This is a genomic window from Rothia koreensis, assembly GCF_052232265.1.
GTDB classification, from domain to species: domain Bacteria; phylum Actinomycetota; class Actinomycetes; order Actinomycetales; family Micrococcaceae; genus Rothia; species Rothia koreensis.
Map to the genome: position 1 here is coordinate 442303 of NZ_CP197643.1, position 14025 is coordinate 456327.

At 61.5% G+C, this 14025-nt stretch carries 13 protein-coding genes; 9 read left to right on the forward strand and 4 right to left on the reverse strand.

Annotation, left to right across the window (positions count from 1 at the left end; all coding sequences use genetic code 11):
* The first annotated feature begins 6 nt into the window (after window positions 1–6).
* The gene (gene fdhD, locus ACTSLZ_RS01985; RefSeq protein ID WP_129315984.1) at window positions 7–861 is read left to right on the forward strand and encodes a formate dehydrogenase accessory sulfurtransferase FdhD; all 855 of its coding nucleotides are present in this window, start codon (window positions 7–9) and stop codon (window positions 859–861) included.
* Here fdhD and ACTSLZ_RS01990 read toward each other — a convergent pair.
* The 4 genes from ACTSLZ_RS01990 to dnaA form a co-directional block, all read right to left on the reverse strand.
* The gene (locus ACTSLZ_RS01990) at window positions 852–1487 is read right to left on the reverse strand and encodes a DUF721 domain-containing protein (RefSeq protein WP_238692419.1); all 636 of its coding nucleotides are present in this window, start codon (window positions 1485–1487) and stop codon (window positions 852–854) included. The genes fdhD and ACTSLZ_RS01990 overlap by 10 nt on opposite strands.
* Entirely contained in the window at window positions 1484–2731 is a 1248-nt protein-coding gene (gene recF / locus ACTSLZ_RS01995; protein WP_397555388.1) for a DNA replication/repair protein RecF, read from the reverse strand. Before recF ends, ACTSLZ_RS01990 begins: the two co-directional genes overlap by 4 nt.
* A 12-nt stretch (window positions 2732–2743) precedes the next feature.
* Window positions 2744–3868, reverse strand: coding sequence for a DNA polymerase III subunit beta (dnaN, locus tag ACTSLZ_RS02000; protein WP_443095536.1), 1125 nt, complete (start codon window positions 3866–3868; stop codon window positions 2744–2746).
* A 442-nt stretch (window positions 3869–4310) separates the two neighbouring features.
* Window positions 4311–5993, reverse strand: coding sequence for a chromosomal replication initiator protein DnaA (gene dnaA, locus ACTSLZ_RS02005; protein ID WP_443095537.1), 1683 nt, complete (start codon window positions 5991–5993; stop codon window positions 4311–4313).
* A gap of 646 nt (window positions 5994–6639) precedes the next feature.
* On the opposite strand from dnaA, the gene rpmH reads away from it, so the two are divergent.
* From rpmH to ACTSLZ_RS02045, 8 genes are all read left to right on the forward strand, one after another.
* A complete protein-coding gene (gene rpmH / locus ACTSLZ_RS02010) occupies window positions 6640–6777 on the forward strand; it encodes a 50S ribosomal protein L34 (RefSeq protein WP_129315980.1) in 138 nt (45 codons plus the stop codon).
* Window positions 6778–6865: 88 nt separating this feature from the next.
* A complete protein-coding gene (rnpA, locus tag ACTSLZ_RS02015; protein WP_443095538.1) occupies window positions 6866–7267 on the forward strand; it encodes a ribonuclease P protein component in 402 nt (133 codons plus the stop codon).
* Complete coding sequence (yidD, locus tag ACTSLZ_RS02020; protein WP_443096078.1) at window positions 7257–7685, forward strand: membrane protein insertion efficiency factor YidD; 429 nt, start codon at window positions 7257–7259, stop codon at window positions 7683–7685. Before rnpA ends, yidD begins: the two co-directional genes overlap by 11 nt.
* A 13-nt stretch (window positions 7686–7698) precedes the next feature.
* Complete coding sequence (yidC, locus tag ACTSLZ_RS02025; RefSeq protein ID WP_129315977.1) at window positions 7699–8673, forward strand: membrane protein insertase YidC; 975 nt, start codon at window positions 7699–7701, stop codon at window positions 8671–8673.
* A gap of 119 nt (window positions 8674–8792) precedes the next feature.
* A complete protein-coding gene (locus ACTSLZ_RS02030; RefSeq protein WP_443095539.1) occupies window positions 8793–9458 on the forward strand; it encodes a Jag family protein in 666 nt (221 codons plus the stop codon).
* Window positions 9455–10096, forward strand: a complete 642-nt coding sequence (gene rsmG, locus ACTSLZ_RS02035; protein ID WP_443095540.1) for a 16S rRNA (guanine(527)-N(7))-methyltransferase RsmG — start codon at window positions 9455–9457, stop codon at window positions 10094–10096. The genes ACTSLZ_RS02030 and rsmG overlap by 4 nt, the downstream gene beginning before the upstream one ends.
* A gap of 186 nt (window positions 10097–10282) precedes the next feature.
* Window positions 10283–11272 carry a ParA family protein gene (locus tag ACTSLZ_RS02040; protein WP_443095541.1) on the forward strand — a complete coding sequence of 330 codons (990 nt, stop codon included), beginning with the start codon at window positions 10283–10285 and terminating at the stop codon, window positions 11270–11272.
* Between the two features lie 1570 nt (window positions 11273–12842).
* Entirely contained in the window at window positions 12843–14000 is a 1158-nt protein-coding gene (locus ACTSLZ_RS02045; protein WP_443096079.1) for a ParB/RepB/Spo0J family partition protein, read from the forward strand.
* The last annotated feature ends 25 nt before the right edge of the window (window positions 14001–14025 follow it).

A 14025-nucleotide genomic window follows, 5' to 3' on the forward strand; every position in this document is an offset into this window, starting at 1 on the left:
GGTCCAATGAGCCGCAGCGAATCCCGCACCAGAGTCATCCGCGTTGATCAGGAAGGTCATCGCGATTCTCGGGCCGACATGGTGGCCACCGAAGAACCGCTCGAAATCCGGGTCAACGGCCGTCGTCTCGCCGTGACCATGAGGACGCCGACCGAGGACTTCTCCCTGGCCGCCGGGTTCCTCCTGAGCGAGGGCGTCATCACCGACGGCAAGCAGGTCTCGTCCATTCGATACTGCCGCAAGGACTTCGGCCCGGGAGCCGAGGACGGCGACAACACGGTCGACGTCGTCCTGCACAAGTGGGTGCTCCCGCCGTTCCACTACCAGGAACGCAATGTTCTGATGTCCAGCGCCTGCGGCATGTGCGGTCGCACGAGCATTGACCAGGTGCACCAGAAATCTCTTTTTCCCGTGGCCGATGACCCGATGCGCCTCTCGGAGGACTTCGTTCTGGGGATGCCCGAGACCCTGCGGGCCAAACAAAAGGTCTTCGACCGCACGGGCGGACTCCATGCGGCTGGCCTTTTCGACGGGCGAACCGGCGAACTGGTCTCGATCCGAGAGGACGTGGGCAGGCACAACGCCGTGGACAAAGTCCTGGGCGGGGCACTGCTCGACGGGAAGCTCCCCCTGAGCAACCACGTGCTGATGGTTTCCGGGAGGGCGAGTTTCGAACTCACCCAGAAGGCCGCGATGGCGGGCATTCCGATGCTGGCCTCCGTCTCGGCGCCGTCGTCCTTGGCCGTCGACCTCGCGAAGGACGCCGGCATGACCCTTGCCGGCTTCGTGCGCGGCAACCGCTTCGTCATCTACAGCGGGGACCACCGGGTGGTACCCGCAACGGAACTCGCCTACCCGTAGGTGTCCCGCGGGCCGCGGCCCCCGGGGGCCACTCTGCGCCCTTTGCGCCAGCTCGGAACGTTGGGTCCGAACACGCTGATCTTGGTCACGATGCCCGGTCCGAGTTCGGTCTCGAAGGTGTGCATGAGTTGTGGCGTCATGGTGCGCAGGATGGTGGCGTAATTGGTCGAGTCGCACCGGATCACGACCTCGGAGTTCTCATAGTTCTCCGGCGTCGAGTGCGCGGCGATCGAGGGGCCCACGATGTCCGACCAACGCGCCAGGACGCTGCTGACCGCAACGGGCTCCTTCCACCCGCGTGAGGCGATCATGTGATCGAGCACGGATCCCAGCCCCTGGGGGTCCCGCGAGGATTTGCCGGGCCCCGTATATCCTCCGAGCGTGCGCGGGTCCCAGCCTTCCTCGCGCCAACGCCTCTTGGTCGACGTGCCGGGCTCGGCAGAGACGATGTCTCCGAAGTCGCGGATGATCTTCTTGGCGGCATTTCCCGTCAGCCGTCCCTCGCCCCTCTGCTTCGCCGCGGTGCGCAGGCGTTGAAGGAGCGACGCCGGGGCATCGACGCGATTCTGTTCCATCGATCGACGGGCGCTCTCTCCCCTGGGATCGTCGGACCGGAATGAGCTCACGATGATCCCTCGCGTTCCGTCGGATCGATATCACCCTCGGGGTCCCGTTCGGCGTCGGCCGCCGTGACATCGCCGACGACGACGGCCCGGCCCGGCTCGACCCGCACAATCCTCCGGGCGGAATCCAATTCTTCGGGAAGGTCCTGTTCAACCGCACACGTGACCAGGACTTGTTCGGCGCCGGATACGATGCGAGCCAGTCGTGAACGGCGCGTGGCATCGAGCTCGGCGAAGACGTCGTCGAGAATCAGGATCGGAGATGCCGTGGGATCCTCATGATCCGCTTGGTGGAGGTACCAGGACCCGAGCCGCAAGGACAACGCGTAGGACCAGGTCTCACCGTGAGAAGCATATCCCTTGGCGGGAATATCTCCTAGCATGAGTGCGATCTCGTCCCGGTGCGGACCCACGAGACTCATTCCGCGCTCGATCTCATCGGCCGCTCGCTCTTCGAGGGCCGACTCCATCATGGAACCCAATTCCGGAAGCGGAATACGGGCCAGGGACGTGATGTCCGAACCGTCCCGAGGGCCGAGTGCGGAGGATTCGTAGACGAATCCGAGATCCTTGCCCCCATCGGTCAGTTGCCCGTACGCGTGGTCCGCTTGGGGCAGCAGGGCAGCGAGAATCTGAAAACGCGCCTGCATGATGCGTGAGCCCAGGTTGACCAGTTGCCCGTTCCATACATCGAGCGTGGCCCGTTCGTCCTCGCTCAGTTTCTTGCCCGGCCCTTGTTTGCGCAGCGACTTGAGCAGCGCGTTCCTCTGGCGCAGGACTTTTTCGTAGTCCGCGCGGTACCCGCCCAGAACGGGTCGGAGAGAGACCGCAAGGTCGTCCACGAAACGACGTCGTCCGGCGGGATCCCCCTTGATCAGGTCGAGGTCTTCCGGCGAGAACAGGACGGTTTGGCATATACCCAGCGCCTCCCGGACCCGCACGGGAGCGGCACGATTGATGCGCACCCGATTGGCCTTGCCAGGAGTGATTTCCAGTTCCATGACGGTCTGCTGGTGTCCCCGGACCACTCGAGACCTGATGTACGAACGGTCAGCTCCCACTCGGATGAGCGGGGCATCGTTGCTGACTCGGTGGGAGGCCAAATTTGCGCTGTAGTCGACGGCCTCGACGATGTTGGTCTTGCCCACACCATTCGGGCCGACCATGACGGTCAGCCCAGTGGTCAGCGGGAGATCCAGGAACCCATAGGTCCTGAAGTCCATGAGCGAGAGGTGATCGATGTACACCTCGCGGCCCCTTTATTGGTTGGGCAGGCGTACTGGCATCAGCAGATAACGGTAGTCCCTGCCGTCGTCGCCCTCGAGGTCGTCCTGAGCCGACAGAACCGCTGGTTTGGGCGGCGTCGTGAACGAGAAGCGCACGTACTCGCTGCCGAAGGCGTGAAGACCTTCGCTCAGGTAGACCGGGTTGAAGGCAACCGTGATGTCGTCGCCGTCGAGTCGGGCATCAAGGATTTCGTTGGCCTGGGCGTCTTCGCCGGTACCGGCGTCGAGCGCAAGCTGTCCCTGCGAGAACGCCAGGCGCACGGGTGTGTTTCTCTCCGCGACCAGGGACACGCGGCGTACGGCCTCGACCAGTTCGGAGGTCTTGACGACGGCGTGGATCGGCGTCTGGTCGGGGAACAGGGACCGGATCTTCGGGTACTCGCCGTCGACCAGCAGGCTCGTGGTGCGTCGTCCGCCGGATTCGAAGCCGACCAGCTCGTGGGAATCCGAGAGTGCAATGTTCATCTGGCCGGCATTGCCCAAGGTCTTGGCGACCTCATTGAGGGTTTTGGCCTTGATCAGGGCAGCAGTCGAGATGTTCGGATCGGTGGGCTCCCAGGTGAGCTCCCGCATCGCGAGACGGTAGCGGTCGGTCGCCAGCAGGGTCATGGTGGATCCCTCGATCTCGACCCGGACACCGGTCAGGATCGGGAGGGTGTCGTCCTTGCTGGCCGCAACGATGGTCTGCGAAATCGCGTGCGCGAATGCGGCGCCGTCGATCGTCCCCGAGATCTCCGGAAGTGCCGGAAGCTCCGGGTACTCGGAAACCGGCATGGCAGCGAGGTTGAACTTCGAGGAACGGCACGTGAGGTAGACCTTCGAGTCACGTGTTTCCAGATCGACCGGTGCGGAAGGCAACGAACGGCAGATGTCGGCCAGCAGGCGGCCGGAGACCAGGGTCTCCCCTTCTTCCTGGACCTCGGCAACGATGTTCAATTTGGCAGAGGTCTCGTAGTCGAAGCTCGCGATCGAGACCTCGTTGCCGGAGGCCTTGATCAGAAGACCTGACAGAACCGGCGCAGGAGGACGGGGTGAGAGGGAGCGAGCCGTCCATGTGACGGCTTCGGCCAGTACGTCTCGGTCAACTGAGAATTTCACGTGCGCGAAGTCCCTCTCTCGAAGATGGTGAGTCCTAGGACAGAGCCTACCGGAGACGGAGTCTCCATAGGATTCTTGTAATTACCGATTCCTTGGGCGACTGGGGTCGCACCTGGTCCCGCCGGCAGGCCTCGGAGCGGAACTTTGTTATTCGGAATGATCTCTTTAAACGATGGGTAGTGTTAATAACCCGTGTGGATACTGTGGATAACCGCCTTCATCCGCACCAGGATGCCATCGAGTCTGTAGAAAATTTGTGGTTTAAATCGAGGGCACCGGTGGAGCCGATGTGAAGACTTTCGGGCGCTCTGACGGCGATTTCACAGCGCCGGCCCGGCTGTCCCCTTAAGCTCCACAGAAAAAGGGCATTGATCCACAGAGTTGTCCACAGGTGTTAATAAACAGGTCTTGGGGCGGTATCCCGCGGAACTGTGGACAGGGGTCAGCCTTCGCGCTGCTGTTGCTTGATGCGGTTGGTCAGCTCGGTGACCTGATTGAAGATCTGCCTGCGCTCGGCCATGAGCTTCCGGATCTTGCGATCGGCGTGCATCACGGTCGTATGGTCGCGTCCCCCGAATTCCTGGCCGATTTTCGGCAGGGACATGTCGGTCAGCTCGCGGAGCAAATACATGGCGATCTGGCGGGCCGTCACGAGTGTCCTGTTGCGAGACTTGCTGCGCAGCTCCTCCAGAGAAATCTCGAAGTAGTTGGCCGTCTGACCCAAGATCGCGGACGCGGTGATCTCCGGGACGCCGTCATCCGTGATGAGGTCCTTGAGCACCAACTCCGCCAACGGAAGATCGACCCGTTGCTTGTTCAGCGAAGCAAAGGCCGTGACCCGGATCAGGGCGCCCTCGAGCTCACGGATATTCGTGGTGATGTTGGAGGCGATGTATTCCATGACGTCGCCGGGCGCATCCAGATTCTCGTTCTGGGCCTTCTTCCGGAGAATCGCGATGCGGGTCTCCAGCTCGGGCGGCTGGACATCCGTGATCAGTCCCCACTCGAAGCGCGACCGCATACGCTCTGCAAAGCCCGAGAGCTGTTTGGGCGGCAGATCCGACGTGATCACGATCTGCTTCTTGTGGTTGTGCAGCGCGTTGAACGTATGGAAGAACTCTTCCTGGGTGTGCTCCTTGCCCGCCAGGAACTGGATGTCGTCAATGAGCAACAGATCGACATTGCGGTAGATCTGCTTGAAACTCGATCCCTCGTCGTCGCGGATGGAGTTGATGAAGTCGTTGGTGAATTCCTCCGAGTTCACATACCTGACCCGGTGATTCGGGTAGAACCGCTTGGCGTAGTGGCCGATCGCGTGCAGAAGGTGGGTCTTTCCGAGCCCGGAGTCCCCGTACACGAACAAAGGGTTGTACGCGCTGGCCGGATTCTCGGCCACGGCCAGCGCAGCGGCATGGGCGAAGCGGTTGGACTGACCGATCACGAAGGTGTCGAACATGTACTTGTCGTTCAGACGGGCCGAGCTGTCCCATTCGATATCGCCCTGAGAACGCTCGTATGATTCCTTCGGAATATCTCGTTCCTGGGCGGGCGGATCGACCCTGGGAGCGGGCAACTGGACCTCATCGCTGCGTGACCCGGAAGCGAGATCCGTGGGCTGCCTGTCCAGAGGCGACGTGTGCGACGTGGCGTGCCCGCGCTCGGCCTCGAGCTCATTGATCGGAGGGATCGGCACGCCGGAGACGGTGACCGAATTCTCGTGAGCGACCGACGGTTCTGGCTGAGGAACGTTTCCAGCCGACGCGGCGGCGGGAGCGGCGGCGTCGTTGTTCACGGATTCGTTCCGGGGCTGTTCGGCAGAGGCCGACGACGCCGTCGACTGCGGTTCGGAGACATCCATCTCCGGATCGATCACGAAGGCTTCCGTGATGTTCTCGCCGAAGGACGTCGAGATCGCGTCCTTGAACGCCTCATGGATATCCGACTGGAAGATCCCACGGGTGAACTCGTTCGGGACAGCAACGATGAGCGTCGTCCCGAAAAGGCCTTGGGGCTTGGCGAGGGGAAGAAAAGCGCGCAAGCGGCGGGCGATGGCGGCGTTTGCCTGGAGATCAGCAATGCAGGCGTCCCACTGGGCCTGGATCTCGTTGTTGCCCTGAATGCTCACTGTTCTCCTTGTTGTCGAGGGGGACATCTGACACAGCCTTCGACACCCGCGAACCCCGCGTCCGGTCCGTCAAAGGACGCGGAAACGGCAGAGAATGACGATGCCCAGGCCGCTCATCCACGGGCTGTACCCAAGTTCTCCACATCGTTCTCCACAGCTGTGGAAAATGTGGACAACCGTGGATGGCTCTAGCTAGCTTAGGTCATAAATCCGGGCGTCTGGCGCTCGAATTCGCGGGAAACTGTAATCACAGGTTTGTAGTTTCCCGTCATCCCGCGGCCTGTGGGCCGGCAGAAAAATTTGGGATTATCCACAGCTGTGCATCGAGCCGAATGCACAACGTGGTGGGTCCGGCGGAGGAACGAACCCCGTGGCCGGACACGACGGTGTTCTTCGTCGCGGGACGTCGGTTCGCGGGGTGCGGGACTTGACCACCAGCTCGGTGTGCTCGTATTGTTTGTTAGTCGTCTGTGCGTCGGATTGTGCCCGCGTGCCCGATTCCGCCGTCTTCTGGGACCCGGAGGGCAGCAGAACTCCGACGGCGCAGCAGAACCGAAAGCGCCTGCCTCGTGTTCCTTCGCATGAACATCGCCCGCAAGGTCCCCTGAACGGGCAGGCCCGAACAAACAGTCTTGGAGTTACCACAGTGAGCAAGCGGACTTTTCAGCCGAATAACCGCCGTCGTGCCAAGAAGCACGGCTTCCGTCTTCGTATGCGCACCCGCGCCGGCCGCGCCATCCTGGCGAACCGCCGTTCCAAGGGTCGCGCTTCCGTTTCGGCCTGACCGACTCCCCTCTCGAAGGGGCGTCTCCTGAGTCATGGTTTCCACCGGGGCTCAGACGCCATCCGGTTCGCGTTGAAGGAGCCTTGACGTGCTGGCACAACAGCACCGAATGAGGACGTCCACACAGTTCTCAATGACTACACGTTCCGGCGTCCGAAGCGGACGCCGGAACTTAGTTCTATATGCGAGCCGATCAGAGGGCTCATCCCCCAGCATCGCCGGATTCGTGGTGTCGAAGGCCGTGGGCAACGCCGTCGTGCGCAACAGGGTCAAGAGGAGACTTCGCGAGCTGGCCGCCGAGTCCGTGCGGGAGAATCCGAACGGCCTCGCGTTCGTGGTCCGGGCGTTGCCGGCGTCGGCCGACGCAACGTGGGACGACCTGGCCCGCGACTATCGCAGCGCACGGCGCAGCCTCCGGAAGAAGCTCGGCGAGCCGGATTTCGAAGAAGGCCGTGACCCCTCGATCGTCGGCGCACGCGATGAACAGTGAACACGGAATGAGCCGGAATCCGTCGGACGGTTCCCCGGAAGAGCGCCTCGCGTCGGCGCCGAGAGAATACGTGCACCCGGATGGGTGGGTTCACGCCCTGTGGACGTTCCCTCAGAACCTCGCGATCGCGTTCCTCCGGGCGTACCGACGGATTGTCTCTCCCCTGTACGGAGATGTCTGCAGATATTTTCCTACCTGCTCGGCCTACGGGCTCGAAGCGGTCGCTATTCACGGTCTCGTCCGAGGAACCGGTCTGACCGTGAGACGATTGTTGAGGTGTCACCCCTGGGCAACCGGAGGTGTGGACCCCGTGCCCGCCGGTCGGCGCAAATTCGCGCCGGGACGCGAACCGAAGATCTTGCTGTTGAACCATCCGCCAGAAGCGGAGAACACGATGCCCCACCAGCCTCGGGGCTAGGAGTCAATTCCTGATGAACCCAATCGACATCATTCTGTGGCCCTTCAAATGGATCGTCTCCGCGGTCCTGTGGGTCTTCCACAGTTTGTTCACTGCCATTGGCATGGATCCGGCCTCCGGTTGGACGTGGGTCCTCGCCATCGTGTTCATGACCTTCGTCATGCGTATCCTGACGGTTCCGCTGTTCCTGAAGCAGATCAAGTCCATGCGCGGCATGCAGGAGCTTCAGCCCGAAATGGCCAAGATCCAGGCCAAGTACAAGGGAAAGAAGGACCAGCTGTCCCGCCAGGCCATGGCGCAGGAGCAGATGGCCCTGTACAAGAGCAAGGGAGCCAATCCCCTCTCCTCGTGTTTCCCGATCATCGTGCAGATGCCCGTGTTCTTCGGGCTCCTGCAGGTTCTCCGCGGGGTTCCCGCGGCCTCGGGAAATCACGAAGGCATCCTGGTGCTTTCGGCCGACATGGTCCACCAGTTCAACGACGCCTTCATCCTCGGCGCCCCCCTGTTCTCGACGCTGACTCATCCGGGCAACGGTAACCACACGAGCACGATTGCTCTGGCCATCATCATGATCGTGGCCATGTCCTTGAGCCAGTTCATCACCCAGCGGCAGCTCACGGCCAAGAACATGAGCGCCCAGGCCAAGGAATCCCCGATGTATCGGCAGCAGCAGATGCTCATGTATCTGTTCCCGATCATCTTCGCCGTGGGTGGTATCAACTTCCCGCTCGGTGTGCTCGTCTACTGGACCGTCTCGAACTTCTGGGCCATGGGTCAGCAGTGGTGGGTCATCCGCAACAATCCCACGGCCGGTTCCCAGGCCGAGAAAGAGCTCAACGAGCGCCGGGCGGCCAAGGGACTTCCCCCTGTCGGCAAGTCCCGTGAAGAGCACGAGGCGGAGCTCGAGGCACAGCGTGAGCGCGCCCAGGGCGGTCAGCGGAACCAGCCGGTGAGCAAGAACCGGCAGAAGAAGAAAAAGAAGAACTAGCGGGCGTGTGGCGGCTCGGAATGTTCCATGCCGTCCACACCGTATGCAGCTCGTGCGAGGTGCACTGAGCGGTCGAATCGATGACTGCGCCGGCTCACCGGTGCGGAGCAGGAGAACCGATGGTCGAACAGAACGAGGAAACGCCGGACCGGTCCGCGAACCAGGAGCGGACGGATGAACTCGGCACCCCGGACAAGGCTGCAGAGCCGGAAACGACGCCGACCGAGACCGCGGCAGAAGAGCCCGCCGAGGGAAACGACGACGAGGTCGTTTCCGGTGACGCCGAGGTCAGCGGCGAAGACGAGAGTGAAATCGCCGCCGACTATCTGGAAGAACTTCTCGACATCGCGGACCTGGACGGGGACATCGACATCGAGGTCCGCCAGAACCGCGCGTACATCTCCGTGGTGACCGAGGAGAACGAAGAGGACCTGGAACTGCTGGTCGGCCGCCGTGGTGAGGTTTTGGATGCTCTGCAGGAACTGGTTCGGCTCTCCGTGCTCGCTTCCACGGGGCAGCGGTCACGTCTGATTCTCGACGTCGCCGGTTACAGGGATCGTCGTGGAGATGAGCTGAAGACCATGGCAGAGGACGCCATCGCCTCGGTCAAGGATTCGGGCAATGCATGCCACCTCAAACCGTTGAGCCCGTACGAACGCAAGATCGTCCACGACATCGTGGCCGAGAACGGATTGCACTCCGAATCCGAGGGCGAGGGATCGAAGCGGCACATCGTCATCTCGGTCGAGGCAACAAGGGACGACGTCGTCGAGGGTGACGCGTGAGCTCCGAGAAGATCGAACTCTCCGGTGAAGACCTCCTCGCGGCGACATCGGTGTTCGGAGATCGCCTTCCCCAGGCGGAACGCTATGTAGAGCACCTGGCGACCAGCGGCATCGAGCGTGGCCTGATAGGCCCCAGAGAGCTCCCCCGCCTCTGGTCCAGGCACGTCCTCAACTGCGCTGTGGTCCAGGAGCTCATCGGGCCGGACCAGCGTGTTGCCGACGTGGGCTCCGGCGCGGGCCTGCCCGGTCTGTGCCTGGCCATTGCCCGGCCCGACCTCGACATCACGCTCATCGAACCCCTCGAACGCCGGATCATATGGCTGGACGAGGTGATCGAGGACCTCGGAATCGAGAACGTCGACCTGCGACGCGGCCGTGCGGAGCAATTGGTCGGTGACATCGACGTCGACGTCGTGACCGCCAGAGCAGTATCCGCCCTCGTCGGGTTGCTGGACATTACGTTGCCTCTGTTGCGAGGTACGGGGCAGCTCTTGGCCCTGAAGGGCAAATCGGCCGAGGAAGAGATCCAGAAGTCGAAGAAGAAGCTCGACAAGTACGGGGTGAGGTCCACAGAGATCGTCACAGTCGGGGAAGATGTCCTCGAACAACCGACGACAGTGGTCCACATCGGCCTCTGAGCGTCCTGTGGCGCTGTGAGGCGGACTCCGGCGGGCGTTCGCGCCTTCGAGTGTGTTTCGTCCACACAACGGGATCGTGCCACTTCCTTAAAGCCTGAACGGGTACCCTGGATTGAGGTGTAATCAAGCATCGGATCGTGAAATGGAGACCTGGTGGTAGGAAGACATAGGGCACCCGACGACGGGATGCCACCCAACCCACAAGATCAATCCGAAACGGTTGTTCCGGATCAGGGACGCCATGTTTCACATGAAACGATCGATTCCATCACGTCGCGGATCGCCATATCGGACCGCCTCAAATCCCCCGTTGCGAGAGAGCTAATGAACGAGAAGAAGCGCTGGAAGCAGCTGGCCAAGCAACCGGTTCCCCGTCCCGATCACACGCGAGTGCTGACCATCAGCAACCAGAAGGGCGGAGTCGGCAAAACGAGCACGGCGGTCAACCTGGCGGCGGCCATGGCGGACCGTGGCTTCGAGACGCTGGTCGTGGACATCGATCCCCAAGGCAATGCGTCGACGGCACTGAATATCGAGCACGGCATGGACGTCGACTCGACCTACGACGTGCTCATCGAGGGGACGCCCGTCAAGGACGTCGTCAGGCAGTGTCCCGATTACCCCAATCTGTACTGCATTCCATCCAATATCGACTTGGCGGGAGCCGAGATCGAGTTGGTGTCACTCGTGGCCCGGGAACAGCGATTGGATCGGGCTCTGCGGGAGTACGCGGAGGCTCGTGAGGAAGCGGGACTCCCCCGCCTCGACTACATCTTCATCGACTGCCCGCCGTCCCTGGGCCTACTCACGATCAATGCGTTCGTGGCCGCCAAAGAGGTTCTGATACCCATTCAGTGCGAGTACTACGCACTCGAAGGGTTGAGTCAGCTCCTCAAGAATATCGAATTGGTGCAAAAGCACTTGAACCCCACGCTTCGGGTCAGCACGATTCTCCTGACGATGTATGACGGTCGAACCAATCTGGCGTCGCAAGTCGCGGACGAGGTCAGGCAGCACTTCCCGGACGAGGTTCTGAATGCCATGATTCCCAGGTCCGTCCGGATATCCGAAGCTCCGAGTTACCAGCAGACTGTGCTGACGTACGACCCTCAGTCCACGGGTGCATTGTCCTACCTCGAAGCAGCTGTAGAAATAGCGCAGCGAGGCACGAACTGAGTCCCAACTGATCGACGTTCTGCTCCCATCGCGCATGTGCACGTCGCGTGGTCTTTTTCCCCGTCGCTCAGAGAGCGTTCGTTGGTGTCCGTGAAAGTGTTGCGCAATCGGTTGAGCTTAGAACGGCCAAGGCAAGTGACGCCTGAGGACCTGCGCGGCGGTTGAGGCCGAGCTGGTTCTGGCTATCCGACATGGTCTGGAAGCGCGGCCGTTTCACGTGAAACGATCCGCGAATGCCCCTACTTCGTCCCTACCACGGTGTGGACCTGGAAGTAGCGGGTTTCCCCCAATCCTGGAGCCTCAAGAGTGTCACCGTTTCACGTGAAACGTACTGCAAGCTCGTCCACGCGTGATAGATGGACGGTTTTGGGCGCGTCGGCTCAAGGAACAGTACGCTGATCGTGACTTCGGAACGTAGGCATGAGGCGCGTCAGATCCTTCCGGGGCTGGTTCTGTGGTCGTACGTTCATTTGGCCCGTTTCACGTGAAACCGGGAGTAGGAATACCAACTCGCTTGTACGTGGAAAAGTGTCGAAGCCTGTGAATGTGAACCCCCGAGGTCCATGGTGAGTTCAGCGCCAGGCGCAGGTTTGGCCGCGGGGTGCAAAGGATTCATTCGATAGTATCTAGTGGCGCTGTGGCCTGTCGGTAAATATCGGGAACGGCCCTGGTGTCCGTGTGGTCACGTGGCCTAGTCCTGCCGTTGTGCATGCACCCCGTTTCACGTGACACGGACGAGGCAGGAGTGGATGCCGAGGGTCCGACCGCACCGGATCGAAGAGAACAGGACCAGCAGCCTACTCCGTTGATTGAGCGCCGGACTCCTGCACATCATTGTCCACGGTTTCACGTGAAACGGTCGCCGCGGACTCCAGTTCGTAAGGTGCACGAATGACATGAAATAGATGGTGCCGGACCGACCGCATTGCCAACAATGCTGTTGGGGCACTATAGACTGGAGTCAGTACCCAACATATGAAGAAGGAGCACCGTGGCTGAAAAGAGACGTGGACTGGGCCGGGGCTTGGGATCGCTCATTCCGAGCTCACCAGCAGGGGAGTCCGAGGAACAAGGGGTCGACAGCACGTCTGGGCCAAATGGGAAGGTGGAGCCCGAAGGCGGCGTTTCACGTGAAACAAGTGAGGCATCGACTGCTCGCGCATCCAAGACGTCCGCTGCCTTCAAGAAATCGAACGCAAGCTCGACCAAGGGCTCCGGCGAGAATCGGGAGAACAGATCCGGCACACAGTCCAAAGCCAAGAACGGGAAGGCGAGTGCCGCATCGGCTGGTCGAAAGAACGAGAATTCCGGCGCCGACGGCAAGGAGTCGTCCCAGACGTCCGGTAAGACATCGTCACGTCGGACGTCCAGTAGTTCATCGAACAAATCGTCGAAGGTGTCTGAGAACTCGACCGAGGGAACCGGGCCCAAAGGCAGGTCGTCGCAGAAGACCGCCGGGTCGGAGGGCGCCTCGGGCTCGGACGGCAAGGCACGCGGTACTCGAAAATCCAGCACCCCCAGGGCAGACATGGGCGCGGCGTTGCGAAAGAGTGCGGGTGGCCGCCGGCCCGTGGACTTCTTCTTCCAACCGTCGGAGTCGGCGAGTGCTGATGCCCCGGACTCAAGCTCCGGGCTGGACAACCGGCGTGAGCCCCTGGGCTCCGCCGAGAAGTCGATCGATGAATCCGCCGTTCCTGCAAGCGGTGCTTCTACTGATTCCGCAGAAGACAAGAAGTCGGGCACGAATCAGTCCGTTTCACGTGAAACGGTGCAGAATGCGACCGCTTCTTCATCGACAGCCCAGCCTGAGGAGACTGCCAATGGGGAAGCGGAGGGTCCTACCCTGATTCCCGTGCCAGGGGCGCATTTTGGTGAGATCCCGGTCTCTGACATTCACCCCAACCGGAAGCAACCACGACAGGAATTTGATGAAGACGAGATGGAGGAGCTAGTCCACTCCATCCGGGAAATCGGGCTTCTCCAACCCATCGTGATTCGTCCAAGTCGGGAAGAGGGTGACGCCAAGTACGAACTCGTGATGGGTGAGCGACGCTGGCGAGCTACCCAGAGGGCCGGTCTCGAGACCATTCCCGCGATCGTTCGCCAAACCCAAGACGTTGATTTGTTGCGCGATGCACTGCTGGAGAATCTCCACAGGAGCCAACTCAACCCCTTGGAAGAAGCGGCCGCGTATCAACAGCTTCTCAACGAGTTCGGTACAACCCAGGATGAGCTGGCCCTGAAAATCGGCCGGTCAAGGCCGCAGATCTCCAATACCATCCGGTTGCTGCACCTTCCTGCCTTGGTCCAGCGTCGGGTGGCCGCCGGAATTCTCTCCGCGGGCCATGCACGTGCGCTATTGGCTCTGACCGATCCTGCGGCCATGGAGCGCCTCGCGCAGCGCATTGTGGCCGAGGGCCTGTCAGTTCGTTCGGTCGAGGAGATTATTCAGTCGGGCGCGGCAGAGAAGGGCGAGCAGAAGCCAAGGAAGCCCGCGACCCCGAATAAGCACCACGAACGACTGGACTACATTGCAGACGCGTTCTCGGACAAGCTCGATACGAACGTGAAAATCAATCTGGGAGCTCGCAAGGGCAAGATGACGATCGAGTTCGCATCGGTCGACGATCTGAACAGGATCATTACTGTTCTGGACCCGAAGATCGGGGGGGGGGGGGGGGGAGAGGGGGGGAGTAGGTGCCCCGGATTCCTCCTGAGCGGGGATTGATGTAACTACAAAGACGCCGCCTCGT